Raw genomic sequence first — 24,554 nt, 5'->3', positions numbered from 1 at the left:
GGGGAGCAGCGCGGCTGCCTGTGCGGTGTGGCTGGTCGCGCGGTTCCCCGCGCCTCTTCGGGGCGCGTCACATACCCGACGGATCCTGCGGCCCCCGCCCCGAGAGCACTTCCCCGTACGCCTGCATCAAGTCGGCCAACCGAAGCGTGGCCAAGTCCTCCCGCGACAGCGACCCCGCGTACGTCGACAGCCGAAGATCCCGGTACGCGCAGCTCTTCTCGTACAGCGTGCGCAGGAACCGTCCGTTGCCGAGCTCGTCGATCCACCCCTGCTCGACCACGTGCCCGGCGATCGAGCGCAGTTCCTCCAGCGCTTCCTCGTCCCACTGGTCCCCGTTCTCCGCGGCCAGCACCTTCCCGATCTCGGTGAGTTCCTGCGGCCGGTAGGAGGGGAAGTCGACGCGGGTGGTGAACCGGGAGGACAGTCCGGGGTTCGCGGCCAGCAGCCGGTCCATGCCCTCCGGATAGCCGGCGAGGATCACCACCAGGTGGTCCCGGTTGTCCTCGGCCCGCTTCAGCAGCACCTGCAGGGCCTCGTCGCCGTACGCGTCCCCCTTGCCGTACCCGGAGTTGGACAGCGAGTACGCCTCGTCCACGAACAGCACCCCGCCGATCGCGGAGTCGATCAGCTCGTTGGCCTTCACGGCCGTCTGCCCGAGGTACTCGCCGACCAGATCGGCCCGCTGGGCCTCCACCAGGTGGTCCCCGCCGAGCAGGCCCAGGGCGTAGAAGACCCGGCCCAGGATCCGGGCCACCGTGGTCTTCCCCGTCCCCGACGGCCCCGAGAAGACGAAGTGCCGCTTCGGCGGCTGCACCGGCAGCCCCTGCCCGGCCCGCAGCCGGGCCATGTTCAACTGCGCGGACAACGCCTTGACCTGGCGTTTCACCGGGTCCAGCCCCACCATGCGCTCGAGCTCGGCGAGCGCCTCCTCAAGGAGAGCGGGATCGGTCGGCCCGGCCGGAACGGGGGAGGAGACACCGGTCTTCACCCGCACCCCCGGATCGCTCACCGAGGGCAGGGGCCCCGTCGGCAGATCCGGCTCCGGCAGCCGCAGATCACGGCCCTCGGTGCCGAACAGCGGATCGAATCCGTCGGGCCCGTCCACGCTGTCCTGCCCGGCACCGGTCAGCGTGATCGCGGCCAGGTCGGCGGTGTCGTCGTACCCGTCGCCCTCGGCGATCGCCGCGAGCCGTGCCGAGGTGTCCATGAAGGCCGGGTCGACGCGGTGCACGGCCCGGTAGAGGGGGAGCGCGGCGGCGGAACGGCCCGTGCCCTCGTGCGCCCGCGCCAGCCAGTAGCGCAGCTCCTTGCGCTGCGGCTGCTCGCTGCGGCAGCGCATCAGCGCCGCCGACAGCAGGGGTTCGGCCTGCCCGTACATTTCCAGCCGTACCCTGGCCATGCCGCCGAACAGGCCCGCCTCGATGCCGAGCATGGCGTCGTCCAGCAGCGGGTCGGTGTGCCGTACCAGCTGCTCCCAGTCCTTGACCAGGTAGGCGCGGCAGGCGTGCAGGAAGCGGACCTGCGGGTCGGTGTCGACCGGGGGCAGCCCGGCCAGGGCCCGGTCCAGCTCGGGCACGTGCCGGCCGTCCAGCCAGTGCGAGGCGTGCGCGAGCAGCAGATCACGCGGGCTCTCCAGCACCGGCTGCACCCACCAGCCCAGCCAGTACCAGGAGTTGAGGGTCCGGCGGTGCCGGGCGCGCTGTTCGCCGAAGCGGTCGCGGTGCCGGAACATCCTGAGCAGCGCGGTCGTCGTGTCGACCCGGAGCGCGTGCAGGCCGAGCCAGCCGTCGGCCATCCCGGGGTCCATCCGCACCGCGGTGCGGAACTCCTCCTCCGCCTGCGGATAGGCGCCCATCGTGTAGGCGTCCACACCCCGCAGCCAGGCCAGGTCGGCCGGGGCCTCGGGGCCCTGCGTGCCGAAGTCCATCCCGTCCCCCCACAGACCGTGTCCCCGTGGTTCACCACCGGGCAGTCGCCCGACGGCCGCCGCGGTCGAACCGCCGTGCCGCGGACCGGAGTTACAGGTGCGCGATCAGCCTCGAAGGTCGCACCGAGGGCATCGTACCCGCGCCATGACCGCGCGCCGAAGGGTGCCGCACGGGACGTTTGGCGAGGTGGGGGCGGACGGGGCGCACACGGATCGGTGACCGAGGGTGAGCGGATCGGTGCGCCGGGCGCCCGGAAAGAGCGGCGCGGGCAGAACGAAGCCCCCGGTCACGGGGGAACAACCGGGGGCTTCGCGTCTGGGGGCGGTCCCGAATGACCGCTCATTGAGAACGTAAGACCTGTACGGCCCCCCGGTCAAGCGGAGTTGAGGCACTGGGAGAAGTTCCCCCGCAAGGGTCTTCACACGTTCACCACAACGCGGACGCTCCGTCACTCTGGGTCACGCCTTGGTCCGGTCCACGGGTCGTCTCAGGACCCGGCAGTACCTCGTACCCCTCGGGTTTCTGCAGTACCAGGAGGTCGGCATGGGGGCGCGTTGGGTCCGCGGCGAAGTGCGCGCGCTCCGCCTCGACCCAGCCCTCCCAGAACTCCCGCTGCTCCGCCCCGTCCCGCAGTCGGCCGCGCGTCCAGGACTCCTCCCGGGGCAGCTCCATCCACAGCAGCATGGCCAGATGCGGCCGCAGTGCCCGGCGGCCGGCACCGACCCCTTCGACGAGGACCACGGGCGCGGCCGGCAGCGGGCGCGGCGCGCCGAAGCCGCGGGCGCGCCAGTCGTAGGGCGTGTAGGACGCGTTCTCGCCCCGGGCGAGCGGGTGGATCACCTGGGCCATCAGCCGGTCGGTCCACTCGAAGAGCTGCTCGTGGCTGGCGATGTCGTCGAGGTGCAGCACCGGAGCCCCGCCGAGCGCGGCGGCCAAGTGCCCGGAGAACGTGGACTTTCCCGAGCCGGCGTGTCCGTCGACGCCGATCAGCCGGACCGGCCCCAGGGAGGGGGCGAGCCCGCGCAGCCGGGTGGCGAGGTCGCGAATGATGGTTCCCCCGGTTGTGGTCGGTGTGGGCGGTTTTCCGGAAACAGTGTAGTAGTGGTCGCGTTTTGAATCATCGGCTGGCAGCCAGTCAATGGCCCCGATAAACATTCGCGAATCCCCTGACCGATATGTCGAATTAGGCGTTCCGGGTGTGCCCGTCGCTGAGTAGGGTGCCTCCAGCGCAACCGCTGTGCGCCGCACGGGGACTGGCAGGGGGACATGGTCGCGGAGTTATTCGAAGGGCACTATGTGTGGCATCCGGCGGCCGACGACCGTGTCCTGGCGAGCGTATGCGTCGATGTGCGTGCCGGACGTTATCGATACGCGTGCGAGGCCCTCGCCGAGACGCGTACCGACCACGCCCTGCGCGCCCATCGCTCGCTGGTCCTCGCCTCGGAGGCGGCCGGCACCGATCTGGTCGAGCGCTGGCTCGCCGAGGAACCGACGCCCGAGGCGACGCTGATGTGGGCCCGGGTCGCCGTGCAGCGCGCCCTGCGGGCCGCCGACGCCCGCGACGAGCGCGCCGAGGCGCTGGAGCGGATCGCGCTGACCGCCTGCGACCGCGCCGCCGCCATGGCCCCCGAGGACCCCACGCCCTGGGTCGCCAAGCTGGCCATGGCCCGGCTGCACCGGCCGAGCGACCCGGCGCCGCGCGGCCTGCTCACCGCCCCGGCCGGGCCCTGGCGGCTGTTCGCGCACATCCTGTCGCTGGACCCCTGGCACCGCGAGGGTCACCACCGCTTTCTGTCGTTCTTCTTCACGCGGCACGGCGGTTCGGTCAACGCGGCCTGGGACGTGGCCGCTTTCCTCAGCCAGCGGGCGCCCGCCGACGCCGCCCTCCGGCTACTGCCGCTGGTGGCTCTGGTGGAGAGCTACAACCCCACCCAGCTGCTCGCCGACCGCGTCTGGGAAGAGCCGCAGTGGCGCGCCACGGCGCTGGCGATCTACCGGAACTGGCTGCCCGCGGTGGCCCGTTACCGCTTCACCCCGGTGCTCGACCTGGCCTACCTCGCGCACGCCCTGGTCATGGCCCAGCGCGAGTTCGAGGCCCGGGCGGTGTTCACGGCGATGGGCCCGTACGCCTCACGCATGCCCTGGAGCGCCTTCGGCGACCCCGCCGAGCAGCTCTCCCGGGCCCGGCGCGCCTGCGGCCTGCCCGTGCCACGGCCCGACTGACCCCTGCTCGTCCCTTTCATCCTCATCTCACCCCCATCTCACCCCATCGAGTTTCACCCCATCGAGAGAAAGGCCGAACTGTGTCGGAACGGACATCGACGCCACGGGCGAAGGCCCGCGCGGGTGAGGACGCGGTCGTGCTCGACGACGACGCGACCCTGCACGCGATGGGTTATCCGCGGAAACTCACCCGCCGCTTCCAGGCGTTCGACAATTTCGCGATCTCCTTCACCATCATCAATATCCTCTCGGGCATTTTCTCGTCCTTCGGATTCGGGATGAACGCGGGCGGCCCGCGCATTCTCGTGTTCGGCTGGATCGGGGTCTGCGTCATGGTGCTCCTCATCGGTGCGGCCATGGCGGAAGTCGCCTCGGCCTATCCGACGAGCGGTGCCCTGTATTTCTCCGCCGGTAAACTTGCAAAGCGCCACAAGGGCGCCTGGTCCTGGTTCACCGGCTGGCTGAACTTCGTGGGCCAGATCGGCGGCACCGCCGCCACCGGTTATGCGGCCGCCACCTTCATCCAGGCCTTCATCCACCTGCAGTGGCCCTCCTACCAGCCGACCACGCACCAGACGGTGCTGATCACGGCCCTGATCATCGTCGTGCAAGGCCTCGCCAACACCTACACCGTGCAACTCGTCGCCGTACTGAACCGCATTTCCGTGTGGTGGCTGCTGATCGGACTCGTGGTGATCGTGGGCGCACTCATAGTGATGCCCGATCACCACCAGCCGGCGTCCTTCGTGACGCATTTCGAGAACAACACCGGCTTCACGAGCGGACTTTACGGCGGCATGCTCGGCCTGCTGGTCACCAGCTGGACGTTCACCGGGTTCGACGGCAGCTTCCACATGTCCGAGGAAACGGTCCACGCGACGATCAACGCGCCCAAGGGGATCACCCGCTCCATCGGCTATTCGGCGATCACCGGTCTGATCCTGATGCTCGCGCTCGTCTACAGCATCGGCGACTACGCCAAGGTGGCCGGTTCGGATGCGCCGCCCGTCCAGATTCTCATCGACGGCCTCGGTCTCGGCACCGCCAAGGTCATGCTGCTCAGCGTCATCGGCGCGATGCTCTTCTGCGGTCTCGCCAACCTCACCAGCAACACCCGGCAGATCTTCGCCTTCTCCCGGGACGGCGCCATGCCCGGCTCCCGCTGGTGGCACTCGGTCTCGCCGCGCACGCGTACGCCCGTGAAGGCGGTGTGGCTCGCGGTGGCCTGCTCGGTCGCCCTGGTCGTGCCCGGCTGGTGGTCGCACACCGCGTTCACCGCGATCGTCAGCGTCAACGTGGTCGGCCTCTTCCTCGCCTACGCCGTGCCGATCTTCCTGCGGCTGCGGCTCGGCGGCGAGTTCCAGCCCGGGCCGTGGCACCTGGGCCGCTGGGGCCGGCCGGTCGGCTGGCTCGCGGTGATCTGGATCGTGCTCAGCAGCGTGCTGTTCATGCTGCCGCAGGCCTCGCCGATCACCGTCGACACCTTCAACTACGCGCCGATCGCGCTCGCCGTCGTCCTGCTCGTCGCGACGGTGTGGTGGTTCGCCACCGCCCGCCGCCGCTTCCAGGGACCGATCAGCTACGGCCGGCCCGACGAGGTCGCCGCGATGGATCTCGTCTGACGCCGAGCACCACGGCAGGAGGCGTCCGGTCCGGGTGGCTGCGGGGAGCTGTGCGGCTGCGGGCCGCCGCGCGGTTCCCCGCTCGGCGTCTCGAGCGGGCTCCGCTCTGCCGTTCCAGTGGACGAGACCAATATTGATGGCGCCGCATGTGCAGAAGTGCTGGCAGCGGCATGCCTCCTGCTCCATAGTTGGCGCACACACCGCACCGGATCATCGGACACCCGGGGGTAATCGCGCCCATGAGCAGAGCCCAACAGCCGTCCCGCAGAGCCGTCCTCACCGCAGCCGTCGCCGTGGCGGTGGCCGGTGGAACGGTCCCCGCTGCCGCCGCGCAGCGAGCCACCGCCGCGGACGACCCCGGCAAGGCGCCGGCCCGCCCGATCGACTACCACTCCTGGACCACCTACCGCGAGTGGCGCCTCGGCGCGGCCCAGGGTGTCCGGGCCGTCGCCGGAGCCCGCCCCGGCGTCCTCATCGGCGCCCCGGCCGATCGCACCGACTACACCGACCCGCACACCGGCACGACCGCCACCTGGGAGTACGCCACCTGGACCTCCCCGGTCCACCGGCTCACCGTCCCCGCCACCGAGGTCGTCTCCTCCTGGAACGCCCACACCCCCGAGGGCACCTGGCTCCAGGTGGAACTCCAGGGCACGTACTCCGACGGCACCGAGACCCCGTGGTACGTGATGGGCCGCTGGGCGGCCGGTGACCAGGACATCAAGCGGACCTCGGTGGACGGCCAGGCCGACGGCAAGAGCAGCATCTGGACCGACACGTTCGCCATCGACGACGCGAGCACCGGCCTGCGCCTGACGTCGTACCGGCTGCGCCTCACCCTCTACCGCAGGCCGGGGACGCATCTGACGCCGACCGTATGGCGGCTGGGCGCCATGGGGTCCGACATCCCCGACCGCTTCACCGTCCCCGCCTCCACCCCCGGCCTCGCCCAGGAACTGGCCGTCCCGCGCTACTCGCAGGAGATCCACAAGGGCCAGTACCCGCAGTACGACGGCGGCGGCGAGGCATGGTGCAGCCCCACCTCCTCGCAGATGATCATCGAGTACTGGGGCGGCCGGCTCACCCCCGAGCAGCTGTCCTGGGTCGACCCGACGTACGCCGACCCGCAGGTGGACCACGCCGCCCGCTTCACCTACGACGCCCAGTACGAGGGTTGCGGAAACTGGCCGTTCAACGCCGCGTACGCGGCCACGTTCGATGGCCTGCAGGGCGTGGTCACGCGGCTCGCCTCGCTCACCGACCTGGAGACCCTGATCGCCGCCGGCATCCCGGCCATAACGTCCCAGTCGTTCCTGAAGACCGAGCTGACCGGCGCCGGCTACGGCACCTCGGGCCACCTGATGACCGTGATCGGCTTCACCGCGGACGGCGACGTGATCGCCAACGACCCGGCCTCGCCGAGCGACGAGGCGGTACGACGGGTCTATCTGCGCCGGGAGTTCGAGAACATCTGGCTCAGGACCAAGCGGTACAACGCCTCGGGCAAGGTCGTCTCCGGCACCGGGGGAGTCTGTTACCTCTACTTCCCGGCCCACCCGAGCCCGAGCCAGCGCATGGCGCTCGCGGCGGTGGGTGTGCACTGACCGTGTGAGCAAGCTCATCGCCGCGGACGCCGTCGCGGGTGGCAAGGTGGACAAATGGATATGACCACGCACCTGGCCACCGCCACCCGCGCGCGCACCGGCGGCCCCCGCGAGGACGGCCCGAAGATCCTCGAGCACGTCATGGGGTGGGTCCTCGTGGCGGTCGTCGCCATGTTCGTGACCCGGCTCGGCCTGCTCTGACCTCCGGGCCCGGCCCGCTCCGCATCGACCCGCTCACGTGTGCGGCATGTTCTGACATACTGCGGTGGTCCCGCCGACCGCCTGGAACAGGGTCGACATTGAATATGCCGCATCAGCGTGCCGCCGTCCGTCCCCGGATGCGCGGCACCGAGCGCTCGATGGCCCGTCGCGCCGAACTCATCGCCATCGGGCGGAAGTTGTTCGCCGACACGTCCTACGACGCGCTGTCCATGGACGACATCGCCCGCCAGGCGCATGTCGCCAAGGGGCTGATCTACTACTACTTCCAGTCCAAGCGCGGCTATTACCTGGCGATCATCCAGGACTCCGTCGCCGACCTGGTCACCTTCGCGGCGAACGGTCTCGAGTTGCCCGCCGTGGACCGGGTCCACCGCACCATCGACGGCTATCTGCGCTACGCCGAGCACCACCAGGCCGCCTACCGCACCATCGTCAGCGGCGGCGTCGGCTTCGACGCCGAGGTCCACGCCATCCGGGACGGCGTCCGCGAGGCGATCATCGCCACCATCGCCGACGGGGCCTACGGCCGCAGCGACATCGCCCCGCTCGCCCGGATGGGCCTGCTCTCCTGGGTGTGCAGTGTCGAGGGCGCGACCCTGGACTGGATCGACCGCCCCGAGCTGTCCCGCGACACCATGCGCGAGCTGCTGGTGAAGACGCTCGGCGGAGCACTGCGGGCCGTCGAGGAACTCGACCCGGCCTACCCGGCGCCCCAGCCGGCCCGTCGCGACGCCTGACACACCGGGGGACTTCGGGCTCGTGGTCCTCCGCTCCCGAGTCCCCCTGGTGCCGGGCTAGTCGATGGCCTTGATCAGCTCGCCGTTCGCGGTGTCGCCGCTCAGTTCCCAGAAGAAGGTGCCGCCGAGGCCCTGCTGGTTCTTGTACGTCATCTTCGTGGCGATGGTCGCCGGGGTGTCGTAACTCCACCAGTCACTGCCGCACTTGGCGTAGGCCGTGCCGCCCACGGTGCCGGTCGCCGGGCACTTGGCCTTGAGCACCTTGTAGTCGTCGATGCCCTGCTCGTAGGTCCCCGCCGCCGGTCCGGTGGCCGTCCCGCCGGGCGCCGCCTGGGTGACCCCGGTCCAGCCGCGGCCGTAGAAGCCGATGCCGAGCAGCAGCTTGGACGCCGGGATGCCGAGGCCCTTGAGCTTGGCGATGGTCGCGGAGGTGTTGTAGCCCGCCTTCGGGATGCCCGAGTAGGAGGTCAGCGGGGAGTGCGGGGCGGTCGGGCCGCTCGCGTCCCAGGCGCCGAAGTAGTCGTACGTCATCGGGTTGTACCAGTTCACGTACTGCGCGGCGCCCGCGTAGTCCGCCGCGTCGATCTTGCCGCCGCCGGAGGCGTCCGCGGTGATCGCCGCCGTGACCAGCGCGCTGCCGCCGAACTTCGACCGCAGGGCCGCCATGACGTTCCTGAACGCCTCCCGGCCGCTGGTGTCGCAGGTGTTGCCGCAGGCGTTGGGGTACTCCCAGTCGATGTCGATGCCGTCGAACAGCCCGGCCCACTTGGAGTTCTTCACCAGGTCGTAGCAGGACTGGGCGAAGGCGGCGGGGTTCTTCGCGGCCTCGCCGAAGCCGCTCGACCAGGTCCAGCCGCCGAAGGACCACAGGACCTTCAGGCCCGGGTGCTTCTTCTTCAGCTTCAGCAGCTGGTTGAAGTTGCCGCGCAGGGGCTGGTCCCAGGTGTCGGCGACGCCGTCCACCGACTCGGCGGCGGTGTAGGCGCGGTCGGTGGCCGCGTAGGAGTCGCCCATGGCGCACTTGCCGCCGGTGACGTTGCCGAAGGCGTAGTTGATGTGGGTCAGCCGGGCCGCCGACCCCGAGGTCTCGACGTTCCTGACGTAGTACTTGCGGTCGTAGGTGCCCCATTCGGTGAAGTAGCCGACGACCTTCGAGCCGGCCTTGACCTGCGGCGCTGCCGGGGCCGCCGCGGTGGCGGTGCCCGCGCCGGCGAGCAGTCCGGCGCCGAGGACGGCGGTACACGCGGTCGCGACGAACGCCCGCAGCCGCGAGCGGTGGGGAGTGTGCATCGGGTGTCTCCTCGTGGGGGAGAGGGGAACGCGCGCCGATTGGCATGAACGCGGTAAAGCGTTGGTCATGCACAGTAGGAGGACTAGACCAGTGAGTCAATGGTTCGGACCAATTTCGAGGCGCCGGGGCGGCCCGAGTGGATTCTTGAAGTAAGCGGTCGTTAACTGGTGACTGGAGGTCGCTGATCGGGCATACTCACAGCGCACAGCCGCTGGTCAGCCGCTTCCGAGACCCGGGAGAGGGCGCCTTCGGCCATCCGGAAAGACCAGGCGGAGCCGCCCCCACCCCCAGGGCCAGACCGCCGGTGCCCGACCAGGGAGGAGACCGACGCCATGTCCGACCGCGACCCGCAGCCGGTGGAGCGTCAGCTGCCGACGGAGGAGGCGCGGGATCTGCTCGCTCTCGTCCGTGACATCGCCCAGCGTGAGATCGCGCCGAAGGCGGCCGAGGAGGAGGACGCGGGGCGCTTTCCGCGCGAGGTCTTCACCCTGCTGTCCGAATCGGGCCTGCTCGGCCTGCCGTACGACTCCGAGTACGGCGGCGGCGACCAGCCCTACGAGGTGTACCTGCAGGTCCTGGAGGAGCTGGCCGCGGCGCGGCTCACCGTGGGCCTCGGCGTCAGCGTGCACACGCTCGCCTCCTACGCGCTCGCCACCTACGGCACCAAGCAGCAGCAGGTCGAGCACCTGCCCGCCATGCTCGGCGGCGGCCTGCTCGGTGCGTACTGCCTCTCCGAGCCGTCCTCCGGCTCCGACGCGGCCTCACTTCGCACGAAGGCCGTGCGTGACGGCGACCAGTGGGTGATCAACGGCACCAAGGCCTGGATCACGCACGGCGGCATCGCCGACTTCTACACCGTGATGGCCCGCACCGGCGAGGAGGGGCCGCGCGGGATCACCGCCTTCCTGGTCCCCGGGGACGCGCCGGGGCTGAGCGGGGCGGCGCCCGAGAAGAAGATGGGCATGAAGGGCTCGCCCACCGCGCAGGTCCACCTCGACGGCGTCCGCGTCGGCGACGACCGGCGGATCGGCGAGGAGGGCCAGGGCTTCTTCATCGCCCTGTCCGCCCTGGACTCCGGACGGCTCGGCATCGCCGCCTGCGCGATCGGCCTCGCCCAGGCCGCCCTGGACGAGGCGGTCGCCTACGCCACCCAGCGCCGGCAGTTCGCCCGCCCCATCGCCGACTTCCAGGGCCTGCGCTTCATGCTCGCCGACATGGCCACCCAGATCGAGGCCGGCCGCGCGCTCTACCTCGCGGCGGCCCGGCTGCGCGACGCCGGCAAGCCGTTCGCCAAGCAGGCCGCCATGGCGAAGCTGCACTGCACCGACACGGCCATGAAGGTGACCACGGACGCCGTGCAGGTACTCGGCGGGTACGGCTACACCACCGACTTCCCGGCCGAGCGCTACATGCGCGAGGCCAAGGTCCTGCAGATCGTCGAGGGCACCAACCAGATCCAGCGGATGGTCATCGCCCGTCACGTGGCGGGACCCGAAGCTCACTGAACTGCCCCGTGCGGACCGTCGGGGCCGCCAGCCTGATCCACTCCGGGTCGTGGCGGCCCGGAAGGGTCCGGCCCCGGTCGGCCCAGGTCCGCATGAGGTCGCGGTAGATGGGCGGGTCCTGTGGGGCGGGCGGCGGCGGAACCGATTCTGCGGGTCGGGGGACGAGAATGCGGCGCTGACGCCCGGTGGTCGCGTGCATGGGGGTCATGCCCGATCAACGCGGCAGCGCCCGGGCAGGTCACCGCCCGGCGGAATCGAGCGTCAGTCCAGACCCGTCCCGTCCCCGCTCTGGCCTCCTCCGGTCATCTGACGTACCGTCAGCCGACGGACGCTCAGGAGGGGGGTTGAGGAGCATCGGAACGAAAACCGGCGCTAAGGATCTGTCGGCCCTGGTGGGCGGCTGACGGAGTATCGACGGCCGGACCCGTCCGAAGTCGTTCCGCAGATAACGCCCTATTGTCTGCGGGAACTTGGTTCGTCACCTGCGATGACGTTCTCCGGGCCGTACGTGAAGCGGCCCTGTTGTCTGCGGCAGGGGGGAGGCGGTGCCCACCGTCGTGCAACTGCCGGCCGGGAAGACGTTGACCGTCCGTGCGGCGGCGGACGCCTTCCTCGACTCGCTCGGCAACCCGAACACGGTCCGAAGCTACTCGACCAGCGTCGGCAAGACGGCCGAGCGGATCGGTGAGGGCCGCCCGCTCGGGTCGGTCGCGGACGACGAGATCGGCGAGGCCCTGGAGCTGCTGTGGGGCACCGCGGCGGTCAACACTTGGAACGCGCGTCGGGCGTCGGTGCTGTCGTGGCTGGGCTTGGTGCGAGGAGCACGGCTACGACGGGCCGTCCGTCCCGGCCTGGGCGACGCGGCTGGCGGTGCCAGACTCCGAGACCCCGGCCCGCTCAAAGATGGCCGTGGACCGGCTGATCGCCCGGCGCGAGGTACATCTTCGGGAGAAGACGCTGTGGCGGATGCTCTATGAGACCGCTGGCGTGGCTGGTCGCGGTGTCGCTGATGCGGACAGGGGTCATCGATGCGACGGCCTGGGCCTGGGCTGGGGATGAGTCGGCCGAGTTGCTCGCGCTGCCGTGAGGCAACTCGGCCGGAATCTTGTCGAGGTGCCGTCGTCAGCGGGTGCCCGCCTCGGCGCGCGCGTAGAACGCGGCGAGCTCGTGGGGGTTCTTGGTGTAGACGTCGATCTTGCGCACCGTGCCGTCCTCGACCTGGTGGATCTCGACCATGGTCAGCGGGAACTCCTCACCGGTGGTGTGGGCCGTGAGCGTTCCGGTGAGCCTTCCGATGACGCCGGCCGGGCCTTCGAACACCTCGGCATCGGTGATGGCGACGTTGGCGTAGCCCATCATCGCGCCCAGGATCGACTGCACGAACACCTCGCGGCCCTGGTGCACGCCGCCGTAGGGGAGCTGGGTCGGCTCGTCGACGATCACCTCGGGGGCGAGCTTGGCCAGGACACCCGGCACGTCGCCCTTGCTCAGCGCGTCATACAGCCCTCGCACGACCTGCGCGGGGCTCTCCGCCAGCGTCTTCATCTGGTTGCTCATCTTGCGTGCCCTTCAGTTTTGTTCCGGTACTGGAAAGGTCGGCCGGCCCGGGGGCACATGCGTCCTCGCACCGGTCGGGCCCCAGAGGATCGGGGCACGCACCATGCAACGGCAGAGGGGCGTGACGGGGGAGTTTCTGCTGTGAGGGGTACTGGCAGGGTCCCCCACCGCTCGCGTGGCCTGCCTACCCTGTCGTCATGGACAACCGGGACGCAGTCAGCGCTTTCCTCCGCTCCCGACGCGACAAGATCACCCCCGAGCAGGCGGGTCTGCCGGCCTACGGTCAGCGGCGGGTGCCCGGACTGCGCAGGGGAGAGGTCGCCACGCTCGCCGGGGTGAGCGTCGAGTACTACACGCGCCTGGAGCGCGGCAACCTCCAAGGTGTCTCCGACAGCGTGCTGGACGCCCTGGCTCGCGCCCTGCGGCTGGATGCCACCGAGCGCATGTACCTGTACGACCTCGCCCGCGCTGCCGGGCCGGCGCCGGGGGCGCGGGCACGGCAGCGGGAGGTCCGGCCGACGGTGAGGCCGAGCGTGGCGCGGATCGTCGAAGGCATGCCGGGGATGCCGGCATACGTGATGAACAACCGCCTCGACACGCTGGCCGCCAACCCACTGGGCCGGGCCCTGTACTCGGAGATGTACGCCGACCCGACCTGCGGGGCGAACGTCGCCCGGTTCGCGTTCTTCAATCCAGCAGCCAGGCGGTTCTACACCGACTGGGAGCGCATGGCCCGCTTCGCCGTGGGCGCGCTGCGCGTCGAGGCGGGGAAGAGCCCCTACGACCGGGAACTGTCGAACCTGATCGGTGAACTGTCCACCCGCAGCGACACCTTCCGCGTGATGTGGGGATCCCACGACGTGCATGTCTTCCGCGAGAGCACCAAACGCCTCAACCATCCGCTCGTCGGCGACCTGGAACTCGATCAGGAGACCATGAGCCTGCCGGACGAAAGCGGCCTGAGCGTGGTCGTCTACAGCGCGCCCCCCGAAACCGCCGCTGAGGACGGCCTGAAGCTGCTCGCCAGCTGGTCCGCCACAACCGGACTGGAGCAGAACGCGCAATCCACGAGCAAACCGTCGACCCGGCAGCCCTGACGGGCCACATCTGCCCGAAGAACCGCTCCACCCCGCTTGCGGCCACCTGCGGAGCACATGTCGCCCAGCCCTGGTGACCGGGGCTGGGGAATTCCGGGCTCTGTCGGAGATCTCGTTGTGCGCACCGCCGGACGTGCCTCCTGGTCATAGCTCCAGGGTCCTCCCATCCGGCGGCGCGGGGCCGGGTTATCCCTCGTCGGTGGCGTCCGGATCGCGCAGCGGACGCAGGCCGCCGGGCAGGTCGGGAAGCTGGAAGGAGTACCGGCCGAGCACGTTGACGTGATGCCGCACGAACGGCGCAAGCAGCTGGCTCACCGCGGCGTCCATGTACCGCGTGTTGAACAGCACCAAGGCGTTTAGGACCAGGCCCAGGGCCCCGATCTGGTCCTCCATGCCGTCCTGGCGGCACTCGCCCCGGGCGAGGTGGACCTCGGCTGGCTCGTCCATCTGCACCGCTTCTTCCGCGACCTCACGGTCGCCTCCGGACAGCGCGGACTGCCGGACTTCCTGCGCCGGGACCGCGTCGAGGCCCGCTACGCCCGGCTGACCGGCCACACCCCGCGGGACATGGACTTCCACACCCTTTACGCCGCCCTCCGGCACGCGATCGTCATGCTGCGCATCGCCTACCGGCAGGCTTACTTCGGGGAGGTCGCCGTCCCGGCGGACCCGGACACACTGATCCTGCACCACGACAGCCTGCGCGCCATGGTGCAGGGCACGTACTGGATGCGGTGAGGCGGCTCAGGCGGCCTGGCGGCGCATCGCCGGCACGCGCATCGGGCGCGAGCCCGGGCCACCGACGTGCGAGAACGGCTGCGTGCGCCAGTCCAGACTCTGGGGGAGCGTCAGCAGCAGGGCGGTGTCCTGCTCCTGCGGCTCGATGGACTCGTCCGCGGGGCGGGCCTCGGCGGCCGAACGGCCCGTGCCGGCACACACCGTGAGACCGAACGGGTTCCACGGGGAGACGCACAGCGCGTGCTCGGGAAGCACCTGCTCGTCCGCCAGCAGCGCGATCGGCTGGGCGCAGTCCGGGCAGATCACCCGGTACATCTCGAAGGTGTCGTAGGCGTCCAGCTCGTCGTCGAAGGCGTCGGGTTCGACGCCCTCCGGCTCGGGCTCGACGACCGGCTGCTGCCGCTTGGACGCGGATCGACCAGGGCGATGGACACTCTGCATGGGATTCTCCCCCTAAGGCTGGGCCGTTACGGCGCTGCGGCCTCGACCACAGCAAGCACTTCCCGTCCGCCCTCGGCGGTAATCACGAGAACATCACGGACCCCGCTCGGGATGTGTGGCGTTCGTCACATGCCGTGTGCAGGTGCGTGCTGCGGGCCTTGTGCGCCGCTTTTTGTATCGAACCGGCTATGACCTGCGCTCTCGGCTATCCCAGGAGATCAAGCGCCCTGTAGGTTTTGGCGCCATGGAGGAGCTGGACCGACAGATCGTGCAGCTGCTCGTCAAGGACGGGCGGATGAGCTACACCGACTTGGGCAAGGCCACGGGCCTGTCCACGTCCGCCGTGCACCAGCGGGTGCGGCGGCTGGAACAGCGTGGTGTCATCCGCGGCTATGCCGCGGTGGTCGACCCCGAGGCCGTCGGGCTGCCGCTCACCGCGTTCATCTCGGTGAAACCCTTCGACCCCAGCGCCCCCGACGACATCTCGGACCGCCTCGCCGGCGTCCCCGAGATCGAGGCCTGTCACAGCGTCGCGGGCGACGAGAACTACATCCTCAAGGTGCGCGTGGCGACACCGCACGAGCTGGAGGAACTGCTGGCGAGGCTGCGGAGCCTGGCCGGCGTCTCGACGCGGACGACGGTGGTCCTGTCGACGCCGTACGAGGCACGGCCACCCCGGATCTGATCACTGCCTCCCGGCACGCCCCAGGTGCAGGCCCTCCCCGGCGACAGGGGAAACTGTCCGCTATGAGCGACCGCACCGCCGACCCCCAGCCCCCCAAGACCGTCCTCCTGCGCCGAGGAGAGGTGCACAGCCCCGCGGATCCCTTCGCCACGGCGATGGTGGTGGAGCGCGGCCAAGTCGCCTGGGTCGGTTCGGAGGGCGCCGCCGACGCCTTCGCCGACGGCGTGGACGAGGTGATCGACCTCGACGGCGCCCTGGTGACCCCGGCCTTCACCGACTCCCATGTGCACACCACCGCCACCGGCCTCGCCCTGACCGGCCTGGACCTGTCGGGCGCCCCCACCCTGGAGGCGGCCCTCGCCCTGGTCCGCGACTTCGCCGCCGCACGCCCGGACGACCGCGTCCTGCTGGGCCACGGCTGGGACGCCGCCCGCTGGCCCGGCGGCCGCCCGCCGACCCGCGCCGAACTCGACGAGGCCACCGGCGGCCGCCCGCTGTACCTCTCCCGCATCGACGTGCACTCGGCGGTCGTCACCACCGCCCTGCTGGACCTGATCCCCGGCGTCCCCCGCGAGGACGCCCCGCTCACCGCCGACGCCCACCACACCGTCCGCGAGGCCGCCCTCGCCGCCATCACCCCGGCCCAGCGCGCCGAGGCGCAGCGCACCGCGCTCGCCCACGCGGCCTCCCTCGGCATCGGCTCGGTGCACGAGTGCGGCGGTCCGCGGATCTCCTCCGAGGACGACTTCACCGGCCTGCTGAGGCTGGCCGCCGAGGTGCCCGGCCCCCGCGTCGTCGGCTACTGGGCCGAGCGGGCCGACGAAGGCGTGGCGAGGGCCCGGGACCTGGGTGCCGTGGGCGCGGCCGGCGACCTCTTCGTCGACGGCTCGATCGGCTCGCACACCGCCTGTCTGCACGAGCCGTACGCCGACGCCGGCCACACCGGCACCCCCTACCTGGACGCCGCGGCCGTCGCCGCTCATGTCGTCGCCTGCACCGAGGCGGGCCTGCAGGCCGGTTTCCACGCCATCGGCGACGCCGCCGTGACCGCCGTCGTGGAGGGCGTGCGCGCCGCGGCCGAGAAGCTCGGCCTCGCCCGGATCCGCGCCGCCCGGCATCGCGTCGAGCACGCCGAGATGCTCACCCCCGAGACCGTCGCCGGCTTCGCCGAGCTGGGCCTGATCGCCTCCGTGCAGCCCGCCTTCGACGCGCTGTGGGGCGGCGAGGACGGCATGTACGCCCGGCGGCTGGGTGCCGAACGGGCCCGCACCCTCAACCCCTTCGCGGCCCTGCTGCGCGCCGGTGTGCCCCTCGCCTTCGGCTCCGACAGCCCGGTCACCCCGCTCGACCCGTGGGGCACCGTCCGCGCCGCCGCGTTCCACCGCACGCCCGAGCACCGGGTGTCCGTCCGGGCCGCCTTCACCGCGCACACGCGCGGCGGCTGGCGGGCCGTGGGCCGGGACGACGCCGGTGTCCTGGTGCCGGGCGCGCCCGCCGACTACGCGGTCTGGCGCACCGACGAGCTGGTCGTCCAGGCCCCCGACGACCGGGTGGCCCGCTGGTCGACGGACCCGCGCTCCGGTACGCCCGGCCTGCCGGACCTCACCCCGGGCCGTGACCTGCCGGTCTGCCTGCGCACCGTGGTCGGCGGACGGACCGTGTTCGTACGGCCGGGCGAGTGATCTACGGGGGTGGCGCGGCGGCGCTCGCTCGCCGCCGCCCCGCCGCCCGACCTGCGGATCCTCCCCCGAGGCCGCCCCTTTCGGGCCGTCGTCGCAGGCCAGAGGGCTGTTGACAGTCGACGGCCGAGGGCCGGTAGGTTCGTCCGAGTCCACCACCGGACGCCCGACCGGGGAATGTTCGCGGACTCGTCGCAGCGCTGCTGGGTCAGGGACGGTGTGCCGCACCGAGGCACCGTCGCTTGGGAGCCAGGCTCAGCGCCCGCGCCGCCGAGGGAACGGTCCGGCCGGTCGGCAAGGTGTGACCCGGGTGGGGCCCGTGCGCTCAGTAGACAACGGCTTTCGGTCGATCCGCAGCCAGCGGGTCCCAGGTCGGCCCGAAGGGCGCCGGGCCCCCATCCGCCGTGACGGGGAAGCGGTCCCGTGCGCCGTGAAGGTGCCGAAAAACGCATTCTTACCCCACTCTTGTGGAATCGACACCACCAAAGGCATGAGTCGGCACGTCATACCAGGCGGCGGCCACTATGGTGGACGCCTGCGTACGACCAGAAGGGGCAGCAGTGAACGACGGCGACGGGACCCTCGCGGCCAAGGCCCAGGGGAGGCAGTTCGGTCCGCTCGGCACGGCCTTGGTGATCATTCCGACCTACAACGAGGCGGAGAACATCAAGACCATCGTCGGCCGGGTGCGCAAGGCCGTTCCCGAGGCGCACGTGCTGATCGCGGACGACAACAGCCCCGACGGCACCGGCAAGCTCGCCGACGAGCTGGCGGCCGAGGACGACAACGTCCAGGTGATGCACCGCAAGGGCAAGGAGGGCCTGGGCGCCGCCTACCTCGCGGGTTTCCGCTGGGGCCTGGAGCGCGACTACGGCGTGCTGATCGAGATGGACGCCGACGGCTCCCACCAGCCCGAGGAACTGCCCCGGCTGCTCACCGCGCTCAAGGGCGCCGACCTGGTGCTCGGTTCCCGCTGGGTGCCCGGTGGCCGTGTGGTGAACTGGCCCAAGTCCCGTGAGTTCATCTCCCGCGGGGGCAGCCTCTACTCCCGGCTCGCCCTCGACCTGCCCCTGCGCGACATCACCGGCGGCTACCGCGCGTTCCGCCGCGAGACCCTGCAGGGTCTGGGTCTGGAGGAGGTCGCCTCGCAGGGTTACTGCTTCCAGGTCGACCTGGCCCGCCGCGCGGTCAAGGCCGGCTACCACGTGGTCGAGGTGCCGATCACCTTCGTCGAGCGCGAACTCGGCGACTCCAAGATGAGCAAGGACATCCTCGTCGAGGCGCTGTGGCGGGTCACCGCCTGGGGTGCGAGCGACCGGGTCGCCAAGCTCACCGGCAAGGACAAGCGGGCCAAGTAGTCCCGCGTCGGCCCTTGGCGGACATCGCCATCCCCTTATCCCGCGCTGAGCCGCCGCCAGGCACACTGGGGGCATGACGACTGGCGCTCCGACCTCTCCGTACACCGCCCGGCCCCCGCGTTCCCGGCTGCGCAGGTATCTGCCGCTGGGCGTTGCCGCCTGGCTGGTGCTGGAGATCTGGCTGCTGACCCTGGTCGCGGGGGCGGCCGGGGGGTTCGCCTTGTTCCTGCTGCTCGTGGCCGGCTTCGTGGCCGGCTCCGTGGTCATCAAGCGGGCCGGCCGCCGTGCCTTCCAGAGCCTGAACGAGGCGCTGCAGCGGGGCGGCTCGCCGGAGCGCGGCGGCGGCAACGGCCTGATGATGCTGGGCGGCCTGCTGCTGATGATCCCGGGCGTGGTCTCCGACGCGGCCGGCCTGCTCCTGCTGCTGCCGCCGGTGCAGCAGGCCGTGAGCCGGTACGCGGAGAACGCCCTGGACAAGAGGTTGCGCACGGCCGCCCCGGGCAGCTTCGGCGATGCCTTCCAGCAGGCCCGCATCCACCGTCCCGACGGCAAGGTGGTGCAGGGCGAGGTCATCCGGGAGGACCGGCCCGAGCCGGGGGAGCAGGAGCGTCCGCCGCTGACCCGCTGAGCACGCCGCCGGACATGCGGAAAACCGCGGGCGCCGTACGTGATTCACGTACGGCGCCCGCGGTTTTGTGTAGCTGTGTCTTCGCCCAGCCAGCAGGGACTAGGCCGACTTGCGGCTGTCCCGAGGGTGAACCGCGATGTTCATCGCCCCCGAGCGCAGAACCGCCAGGCGCTCCTCGAGGACCTCTTCGAGTTCCTCACGGGTCCGCCGCTCCATCAGCATGTCCCAGTGGGTACGCGCGGGCTTGGCCTTCTTCTCTTCAGGGCCGTCGCCGTCGACGAGGAGTGCCTGGGCCCCGCAGACCTTGCACTCCCACTCCGGCGGGATCTCCGCCTCGACCGAGAAGGGCATCTCGAAGCGGTGCCCCTTCTCGCATGCGTACTCCACGGCCTGGCGCGGGGCCAGGTCGATACCGCGGTCCGTCTCGTAGCTGGTCACCACGAGGCGCGTACCGCGAAGAGCTCGCTCACTCATGAATCGTGCCTCCCGGGCTTGTCGCCCACAGGACAGGTGTCGCTGTCGTCGTCATCCGGTCAACGTCCGGTCGGCGGTAAAGATTCCCGTTCCGTGTCCCGTTCCGGGTCATGCGTCGCCGTCGTAGCCGCCCCTTGTTCTACCCACCGGCGCCCGGTTTGTCACATCTGCTAGCAGATGTCACCCAGCGTTTCGGCATCTTTGACGCGCAGTAACGGTACGCCTGGCAGGCCAAAGGCGTACACTACCGCCCTTTGGCCCCGAGCGCTAAATCAGTCCTAAATCTTCCCCGGAACGGGATTGCCCGCCTCGCCGATCGCCCGCCGCACCGGCACGCGCGCCAGCAGCACGAAGCCGATCGCGAAGAAGGCCACCAGCGAGATGATCGCGGACCGGTAGCTTCCGGTCAGCTGGTAGGTCATGCCGAACAGCAACGGCCCGAGCCAGCTCATCCCGCGGTCGCTCAGCTCGTACGCCGAGAAGTACTCGGCCTCCTTGCCGGGCGGCACGAGATGGGAGAACAGCGACCGGGACAGCGCCTGGCTGCCGCCGAGGACCAGGCCGATACCGGCTGCCAGCACGAAGAAGAACACCGGAGCCTTCGCGGGCAGGAAGTAACCGGCCGCCAGGGTGAGCGTCCACGCCACCAGCGAGCCGAGGATCGTCCGCTGGGCGCCGTACGTCCGGGCCAGCCGCCCCATCGCCAGCGCCCCGGCCACGGCCAGCACCTGCACCAGCAGCACCGCCATGATGAGCGTCGACTGGCCGAGCCCCAGTTCCTGCGAGCCGTAGACGGAGGCCTGGGTGATCACCGTCTGGATGCCGTCGTTGTAGATGAGGTACGCCAGCAGGAAGGCGAGCGTCAGCGGGTGCCGGCGCATGTCCCGGACCGTCGCCGTCCACTGCCTGAGCCCGGCTGCCGAGGCGCGCTCCACGCGCGCGTGCCGGTCGCGCAGCCTGCGCAGCGGCACGAGCGTGAAGGCACCCCACCACAGACCCGCCGAGGCCAGGCAGACCCGGACGGCGGCCGTCTCGGTCAGGCCGAAGGAGCCGTGCGCCGAGTACAGGACCAGGTTGGCGACCAGAACCGTCGAGCCCGCGGCGTAGCCGAAGGCCCAGCCCCGCGAGGAGACCGCGTCGCGTTCCTCGGGCGGGGCGATCTGCGGCAGATAGGAGTTGTAGAGCATCATCCCGACCGACTGCGCCGCGTTGGCCACCACCAGCAGCGCCCCGCCGAGCAGATACCGGTCGCCGTCCAGGAAGAACATGCCCGTGGTCGCGGCGGCCCCGGTGTACGCCGCCGCCGCGAGCAGCGGCTTCTTGCGGCCGGTGCGGTCGGCCACGCCGCCCACGACCGGCATCACCACGACCGCCAGGATCACCGACAGGGACACCGAGTAGGCGAAGAAGGAGCCCGCCCGGACCGGGACGCCCAGCGGATGCACATAGCCGTCGGCGTCCGCGGCCCGCTCGGCGACCGCGGTGAGGTAGGGCCCGAGGAAGACCGTCACCACACTCGTCGAATAGACCGAGCAGGCCCAGTCGTAGAAGTACCAGCCGCGCTGCTCGCGCCGGAGGCCTGCGGTGTCGTCCGCCGCGTCCGTCCGCAGGGTGTCCGTGCCCACCCGTGCCCTCGCTTCCCCGCTCAAGTGCTCAAGCGCGAAGGCTCGGGCCGGGCGGCCGGGTGGTCAGACCCAGACGCCGCGGTCCTCCATGACCTTGCGCAACGTGTCGATGTGATCGGTCATGATGCCATCGACTCCCAGGTCCAGGAGCCGGTGCATGCGCGCGGGTTCGTTGATCGTCCACACGTGCACCTGCAGCCCGTAGGCGTGGGCGGCGCGGACGAAGCGATGGTCGACCACCGGGACGCCCGACTGGGCCTCCGGCACCTGCGCGGCGACGGCGGACCGGCGCACGGCGGCCGGCAGGCCCCAGGAGCGCAGTCGCAGGTTCAGCACCCCCCGGGTGCCGAACGAGGTGGCCAGCTTCGGCCCGGCCAGCCGCTGGGCGCGCAGCACACGCGCCTCGGAGAACGAGCCCACGCAGACCCGGTCCCAGGCGTTCGTGCGCTCGATCAGGTCCAGGAAGGGGCGCAGGGCGGGCTCCGCCTTGATGTCGACGTTCCAGCGGACCTCGGGGAAGGTCTCCAGCAGTTCCTCGAACAGCGGCACCGGTTCACGGCCGCCCACGCGCGCCTGCCGTACGTCCTCCCACGGCAGGTCCGCGATGCGGCCCGCACCGTCGGTGACCCGGTCCAGCGTCGAGTCGTGGAAGGCGACGAGCCGGCCGTCGGCCGTGGCGTGCACGTCGGTCTCGATGTAGCGGTAGCCCAGTTCGACCGCGCGCCGGAACTGCGCCACGGTGTTCTCCAGCCCGTCGGCGGCCCCGCCGCGGTGGGCGAAGGCGATCGGGCCGGGATGGTCGAGGTAGGGGTGGCGTATGGGCGGCGTCGCGAGGGTCACGGACGCAGTATCGCGCGTTCCGGTGAAACGCCGGCAACGAGCGTGCTGCGACTCGATGCCGACGGAACGGCGAACACCCTCAGGAACAGCTGCGCGAGCGGCCCGATGGACACCGCGTACAGCACGGTGCCGACGCCGATCGTGCCGCCCAGCAGGAACCCGGTGACCACCACCGCCGACTCGATCCCCGTCCGCATCAGCCGGATCGAGCGGCCGGTGCGCCGGTGCAGCCCGGTCATCAGGCCGTCGCGGGGGCCCGGACCGAAGCGCGCCGCGATGTAGAGGCCGGTCGCCGCGCCGTTCAGCACGATCCCCGCGAGCAGGAGCGGGACGCGTACGGCGAGGGAGTGCGCGTCCGGGACGAGCGCGAGCGTGGCGTCCATGGCCAGGCCGATGACGAAGACGTTCGAGACCGTGCCGAGCCCGGGGCGCTGGCGCAGCGGGATCCACAGCAGCAGCACCGCGGCTCCCACGATGATCGACACCACCCCGATGGTCAGCCCGGTGAGTTCGGCGAGGCCCTGGTGCAGCACGTTCCAGGGCTCCAGGCCCAGGCCCGCCTCGACGAGAAGCGCAGAACTCGCGCCGTAGAGCGCGAGTCCGGCGTACAGCTGGATCAATCGCCGTCCGAGACGGCGCCGAGTGGACACGAAGTACCCCCCTGAGTGGTGGCGGTGGCCTGACGCATGACACTCTGTGGCTTGGGAAGAATCGCCATCCATGGCCAATTCGGGGAAGGTGGACTGATCTTCATGGCTCAGTGGACCTCTGCCATGGGGGCCGCGCAGCTCGCCCGGCTCCTCAAGTCCCAGCAGGACCGCCCGGCCGGCCCCGGCACCCGCCGTCCGCCCGCCTACCGCGCCCTCGCCGACGGCATCCGGCTGCTGGTGCTCGAAGGGCGCGTCCCGGTGGCCGCCCGCCTGCCCGCTGAACGCGAACTCGCCCTCGCGCTGTCCGTGAGCCGTACGACCGTCGCGGCCGCGTACGAGGCGCTGCGCGGCGAGGGCTTCCTGGAGTCCCGGCGCGGAGCCGGCAGCTGGACCGCCGTACCGGCCGGCAACCCGCTGCCCGCCCGGGGCCTGGAACCCCTGCCGCCCGAGGCCCTCGGCTCGATGATCGACCTCGGCTGTGCCTCGCTGCCGGCCCCCGAGCCATGGCTGACCCGCGCCGTGCAGGGCGCCCTGGAGGAACTGCCGCCGTACGCCCACACGCACGGCGACTACCCGGCCGGCCTGCCCGCGCTGCGCTCGATGATCGCCGAGCGGTACACCGCGTGCGGGATCCCCACCATGCCCGAGCAGATCATGGTGACGACCGGTGCGATGGGCGCCATCGACGCGATCTGTCATCTCTTCGCCGGCCGTGGCGAGCGGATCGCGGTGGAGTCCCCGTCGTACGCCAACATCCTGCAGCTGATGCGCGAGGCGGGCGCCCGTCTCGTCCCCGTCGCGATGGCCGAGGGGCTGTCCGGCTGGGACGTGGACCGCTGGCGCCAGGTCCTGCGCGAGGCCGCTCCCCGCCTCGCCTACGTCGTCGCCGACTTCCACAACCCCACGGGCGCGCTCGCCGACGAGGACCAGCGGCGCCGGCTGGTGGACGCGGCACGTTCGGCCGGCACGGTGCTCGTGGCCGACGAGACGATGACCGAGCTGTGGCTGGACGAGGAGCTCGCGGCCGGCGGGATGCCGCGCCGGGTCTGCGCCTTCGACCCGGCCGGCTCGACCGTCATCACGGTCGGCTCGGCGAGCAAGGCGTTCTGGGCGGGCATGCGGATCGGCTGGGTCCGGGCGGCTCCGGACGTCATCCGCAGCCTGGTCGCCGCGCGGGCGTACGCCGACCTCGGCACGCCGGTGCTGGAACAGCTCGCCGTCAACTGGCTGTTCAGCACGGGGGGCTGGGAGCAGGCGGTGGAGCTGCGCAGGGCGCAGGCCCGGGAGAACCGGGACGCGCTGGTGGCGGCGATCCGGCGTGAGCTGCCCACGTGGGAGTTCGACCTCCCGAACGGCGGTCTGACCCTGTGGGTCCGCGCCGGCGGCCTGTCCGGCTCCCGGCTCGCCGAAGCGGGCGAGCGGACCGGTGTCCGTGTCCCGTCCGGCCCCCGCTTCGGCGTGGATGGCGCGTTCGAGGGCTATCTCCGGCTGCCGTTCACCGTCGGGGGAGCGGTGGCGGACGAGGCGGCGGTCCGTCTGGCCGCGGCGGTCCGACTGGTGGAAACGGGTGCCACGGGGGGTGTGGAGGCGCCGGGCACGTTCGTGGCTTAGGACGAGCGCCTGATGACTCCTCGCGGCGTGGTGTGGTTC

The 24,554-nt window shown here is 71.2% G+C and carries 21 protein-coding genes and 3 pseudogenes; 14 read left to right on the top strand and 10 right to left on the bottom strand.

Annotated features, from left to right (window positions below; genetic code table 11):
- Positions 1 to 67 precede the first annotated feature (67 nt).
- Both ACQPXS_RS10990 and ACQPXS_RS10985 read right to left on the bottom strand, forming a co-directional pair.
- On the bottom strand, positions 68 to 1,927 hold the full coding sequence (locus ACQPXS_RS10990) for an AAA family ATPase (RefSeq protein WP_433449086.1): 1,860 nt from the start codon (positions 1,925 to 1,927) through the stop codon (positions 68 to 70).
- Positions 1,928 to 2,354: 427 nt separating this feature from the next.
- The gene (locus ACQPXS_RS10985; protein ID WP_433455787.1) at positions 2,355 to 2,975 is read right to left on the bottom strand and encodes a uridine kinase family protein; all 621 of its coding nucleotides are present in this window, start codon (positions 2,973 to 2,975) and stop codon (positions 2,355 to 2,357) included.
- 219 nt (positions 2,976 to 3,194) lie between these two features.
- Between ACQPXS_RS10985 and ACQPXS_RS10980 the strand changes: the two genes are divergently transcribed.
- The 5 genes from ACQPXS_RS10980 to ACQPXS_RS10960 all read left to right on the top strand — a co-directional run bounded on the left by ACQPXS_RS10980 (position 3,195) and on the right by ACQPXS_RS10960 (position 8,336).
- On the top strand, positions 3,195 to 4,151 hold the full coding sequence (locus tag ACQPXS_RS10980; protein WP_433449085.1) for a hypothetical protein: 957 nt from the start codon (positions 3,195 to 3,197) through the stop codon (positions 4,149 to 4,151).
- An 80-nt stretch (positions 4,152 to 4,231) separates the two neighbouring features.
- Complete coding sequence (locus tag ACQPXS_RS10975) at positions 4,232 to 5,773, top strand: amino acid permease (protein WP_433449084.1); 1,542 nt, start codon at positions 4,232 to 4,234, stop codon at positions 5,771 to 5,773.
- A 239-nt stretch (positions 5,774 to 6,012) separates the two neighbouring features.
- The gene (locus tag ACQPXS_RS10970; RefSeq protein ID WP_433449083.1) at positions 6,013 to 7,377 is read left to right on the top strand and encodes a peptidase C39 family protein; all 1,365 of its coding nucleotides are present in this window, start codon (positions 6,013 to 6,015) and stop codon (positions 7,375 to 7,377) included.
- Positions 7,378 to 7,431: 54 nt separating this feature from the next.
- Complete coding sequence (locus ACQPXS_RS10965) at positions 7,432 to 7,578, top strand: SCO1431 family membrane protein (RefSeq protein ID WP_433449082.1); 147 nt, start codon at positions 7,432 to 7,434, stop codon at positions 7,576 to 7,578.
- A gap of 104 nt (positions 7,579 to 7,682) precedes the next feature.
- Positions 7,683 to 8,336, top strand: a complete 654-nt coding sequence (locus tag ACQPXS_RS10960) for a TetR/AcrR family transcriptional regulator (RefSeq protein WP_433449081.1) — start codon at positions 7,683 to 7,685, stop codon at positions 8,334 to 8,336.
- Positions 8,337 to 8,393: 57 nt separating this feature from the next.
- Here ACQPXS_RS10960 and ACQPXS_RS10955 read toward each other — a convergent pair whose 3' ends face one another.
- Positions 8,394 to 9,626 (bottom strand): glycoside hydrolase family 18 protein, encoded by a 1,233-nt coding sequence (locus ACQPXS_RS10955; RefSeq protein WP_433449080.1) that lies wholly within the window; start codon positions 9,624 to 9,626, stop codon positions 8,394 to 8,396.
- Between the two features lie 333 nt (positions 9,627 to 9,959).
- Here ACQPXS_RS10955 and ACQPXS_RS10950 point away from each other — a divergent pair, with 333 nt between their 5' ends.
- Both ACQPXS_RS10950 and ACQPXS_RS10945 read left to right on the top strand, forming a co-directional pair.
- Positions 9,960 to 11,132 carry an acyl-CoA dehydrogenase family protein gene (locus ACQPXS_RS10950; RefSeq protein ID WP_433449079.1) on the top strand — a complete coding sequence of 391 codons (1,173 nt, stop codon included), beginning with the start codon at positions 9,960 to 9,962 and terminating at the stop codon, positions 11,130 to 11,132.
- Between the two features lie 545 nt (positions 11,133 to 11,677).
- Positions 11,678 to 12,161, top strand: a pseudogene (locus ACQPXS_RS10945) (integrase/recombinase); the annotation flags it as partial.
- Positions 12,162 to 12,254: 93 nt separating this feature from the next.
- On the opposite strand, the gene ACQPXS_RS10940 reads toward ACQPXS_RS10945, so the two are convergent.
- Positions 12,255 to 12,689 (bottom strand): nuclear transport factor 2 family protein, encoded by a 435-nt coding sequence (locus ACQPXS_RS10940; protein ID WP_356317699.1) that lies wholly within the window; start codon positions 12,687 to 12,689, stop codon positions 12,255 to 12,257.
- A gap of 197 nt (positions 12,690 to 12,886) precedes the next feature.
- Between ACQPXS_RS10940 and ACQPXS_RS10935 the strand changes: the two genes are divergently transcribed.
- Complete coding sequence (locus ACQPXS_RS10935) at positions 12,887 to 13,786, top strand: helix-turn-helix transcriptional regulator (RefSeq protein ID WP_433449078.1); 900 nt, start codon at positions 12,887 to 12,889, stop codon at positions 13,784 to 13,786.
- A gap of 186 nt (positions 13,787 to 13,972) precedes the next feature.
- On the opposite strand, the pseudogene ACQPXS_RS10930 reads toward ACQPXS_RS10935, so the two are convergent.
- Positions 13,973 to 14,212, bottom strand: a pseudogene (locus ACQPXS_RS10930) (Tn3 family transposase); the annotation flags it as partial.
- Between ACQPXS_RS10930 and ACQPXS_RS10925 the strand changes: the two are divergent.
- Positions 14,189 to 14,524, top strand: a pseudogene (locus ACQPXS_RS10925) (phosphotransferase family protein); the annotation flags it as partial. The pseudogenes ACQPXS_RS10930 and ACQPXS_RS10925 overlap by 24 nt on opposite strands.
- Before the next feature lie 6 nt (positions 14,525 to 14,530).
- Here ACQPXS_RS10925 and ACQPXS_RS10920 read toward each other — a convergent pair.
- Positions 14,531 to 14,965, bottom strand: a complete 435-nt coding sequence (locus tag ACQPXS_RS10920) for a hypothetical protein (protein WP_433449077.1) — start codon at positions 14,963 to 14,965, stop codon at positions 14,531 to 14,533.
- Positions 14,966 to 15,209: 244 nt separating this feature from the next.
- On the opposite strand from ACQPXS_RS10920, the gene ACQPXS_RS10915 reads away from it, so the two are divergent.
- The 4 genes from ACQPXS_RS10915 to fxsA all read left to right on the top strand — a co-directional run bounded on the left by ACQPXS_RS10915 (position 15,210) and on the right by fxsA (position 19,315).
- Entirely contained in the window at positions 15,210 to 15,650 is a 441-nt protein-coding gene (locus ACQPXS_RS10915) for an Lrp/AsnC family transcriptional regulator (protein WP_069782031.1), read from the top strand.
- Positions 15,651 to 15,712: 62 nt separating this feature from the next.
- Positions 15,713 to 17,332: an amidohydrolase gene (locus ACQPXS_RS10910; protein ID WP_433449076.1), complete on the top strand. Its 1,620-nt coding sequence runs from the start codon at positions 15,713 to 15,715 to the stop codon at positions 17,330 to 17,332.
- A gap of 557 nt (positions 17,333 to 17,889) precedes the next feature.
- Positions 17,890 to 18,687: a polyprenol monophosphomannose synthase gene (locus ACQPXS_RS10905; protein WP_433449075.1), complete on the top strand. Its 798-nt coding sequence runs from the start codon at positions 17,890 to 17,892 to the stop codon at positions 18,685 to 18,687.
- Between the two features lie 73 nt (positions 18,688 to 18,760).
- Positions 18,761 to 19,315, top strand: a complete 555-nt coding sequence (gene fxsA, locus ACQPXS_RS10900) for an FxsA family membrane protein (RefSeq protein ID WP_433449074.1) — start codon at positions 18,761 to 18,763, stop codon at positions 19,313 to 19,315.
- A gap of 99 nt (positions 19,316 to 19,414) precedes the next feature.
- Here fxsA and ACQPXS_RS10895 read toward each other — a convergent pair whose 3' ends face one another.
- From ACQPXS_RS10895 to ACQPXS_RS10880, 4 genes are all read right to left on the bottom strand, one after another.
- Complete coding sequence (locus tag ACQPXS_RS10895; RefSeq protein ID WP_003977404.1) at positions 19,415 to 19,789, bottom strand: RNA polymerase-binding protein RbpA; 375 nt, start codon at positions 19,787 to 19,789, stop codon at positions 19,415 to 19,417.
- 278 nt (positions 19,790 to 20,067) lie between these two features.
- Complete coding sequence (locus ACQPXS_RS10890) at positions 20,068 to 21,414, bottom strand: MFS transporter (RefSeq protein ID WP_433449073.1); 1,347 nt, start codon at positions 21,412 to 21,414, stop codon at positions 20,068 to 20,070.
- A gap of 63 nt (positions 21,415 to 21,477) precedes the next feature.
- Positions 21,478 to 22,254 (bottom strand): glycerophosphodiester phosphodiesterase, encoded by a 777-nt coding sequence (locus tag ACQPXS_RS10885; RefSeq protein WP_356307537.1) that lies wholly within the window; start codon positions 22,252 to 22,254, stop codon positions 21,478 to 21,480.
- Positions 22,251 to 22,904, bottom strand: a complete 654-nt coding sequence (locus ACQPXS_RS10880) for a YczE/YyaS/YitT family protein (RefSeq protein ID WP_351809607.1) — start codon at positions 22,902 to 22,904, stop codon at positions 22,251 to 22,253. Before ACQPXS_RS10880 ends, ACQPXS_RS10885 begins: the two co-directional genes overlap by 4 nt.
- 102 nt (positions 22,905 to 23,006) lie before the next feature.
- Between ACQPXS_RS10880 and ACQPXS_RS10875 the strand changes: the two genes are divergently transcribed.
- Positions 23,007 to 24,515, top strand: a complete 1,509-nt coding sequence (locus ACQPXS_RS10875) for a PLP-dependent aminotransferase family protein (RefSeq protein ID WP_433449072.1) — start codon at positions 23,007 to 23,009, stop codon at positions 24,513 to 24,515.
- Positions 24,516 to 24,554 lie beyond the last annotated feature (39 nt).

The organism is Streptomyces sp. CA-142005, assembly GCF_050942335.1.
In the GTDB taxonomy this organism is placed as follows: Bacteria; Actinomycetota; Actinomycetes; order Streptomycetales; family Streptomycetaceae; genus Streptomyces.
Note: the sequence above shows the minus strand (reverse complement) of the source record. Positions and strands in the feature narration are given on the sequence as shown.

What these genes read in the sequence shown, in the direction of transcription:
- ACQPXS_RS10935 (WP_433449078.1), top strand. Translation starts at nt 12,887, where the DNA reads ATGGACAACCGGGACGCAGTCAGCGCTTTCCTCCGCTCCCGACGCGAC.
- ACQPXS_RS10915 (WP_069782031.1), top strand. Translation starts at nt 15,210, where the DNA reads ATGGAGGAGCTGGACCGACAGATCGTGCAGCTGCTCGTCAAGGACGGG.
- ACQPXS_RS10920 (WP_433449077.1), bottom strand. Translation starts at nt 14,965, where the DNA reads ATGCAGAGTGTCCATCGCCCTGGTCGATCCGCGTCCAAGCGGCAGCAG.
- ACQPXS_RS10960 (WP_433449081.1), top strand. Translation starts at nt 7,683, where the DNA reads ATGCCGCATCAGCGTGCCGCCGTCCGTCCCCGGATGCGCGGCACCGAG.
- ACQPXS_RS10875 (WP_433449072.1), top strand. Translation starts at nt 23,007, where the DNA reads ATGGCTCAGTGGACCTCTGCCATGGGGGCCGCGCAGCTCGCCCGGCTC.
- ACQPXS_RS10965 (WP_433449082.1), top strand. Translation starts at nt 7,432, where the DNA reads ATGGATATGACCACGCACCTGGCCACCGCCACCCGCGCGCGCACCGGC.
- ACQPXS_RS10955 (WP_433449080.1), bottom strand. Translation starts at nt 9,626, where the DNA reads ATGCACACTCCCCACCGCTCGCGGCTGCGGGCGTTCGTCGCGACCGCG.
- fxsA (WP_433449074.1), top strand. Translation starts at nt 18,761, where the DNA reads ATGACGACTGGCGCTCCGACCTCTCCGTACACCGCCCGGCCCCCGCGT.
- ACQPXS_RS10950 (WP_433449079.1), top strand. Translation starts at nt 9,960, where the DNA reads ATGTCCGACCGCGACCCGCAGCCGGTGGAGCGTCAGCTGCCGACGGAG.
- ACQPXS_RS10990 (WP_433449086.1), bottom strand. Translation starts at nt 1,927, where the DNA reads ATGGACTTCGGCACGCAGGGCCCCGAGGCCCCGGCCGACCTGGCCTGG.
- ACQPXS_RS10970 (WP_433449083.1), top strand. Translation starts at nt 6,013, where the DNA reads ATGAGCAGAGCCCAACAGCCGTCCCGCAGAGCCGTCCTCACCGCAGCC.
- ACQPXS_RS10980 (WP_433449085.1), top strand. Translation starts at nt 3,195, where the DNA reads ATGGTCGCGGAGTTATTCGAAGGGCACTATGTGTGGCATCCGGCGGCC.
- ACQPXS_RS10940 (WP_356317699.1), bottom strand. Translation starts at nt 12,689, where the DNA reads ATGAGCAACCAGATGAAGACGCTGGCGGAGAGCCCCGCGCAGGTCGTG.
- ACQPXS_RS10910 (WP_433449076.1), top strand. Translation starts at nt 15,713, where the DNA reads ATGAGCGACCGCACCGCCGACCCCCAGCCCCCCAAGACCGTCCTCCTG.
- ACQPXS_RS10895 (WP_003977404.1), bottom strand. Translation starts at nt 19,789, where the DNA reads ATGAGTGAGCGAGCTCTTCGCGGTACGCGCCTCGTGGTGACCAGCTAC.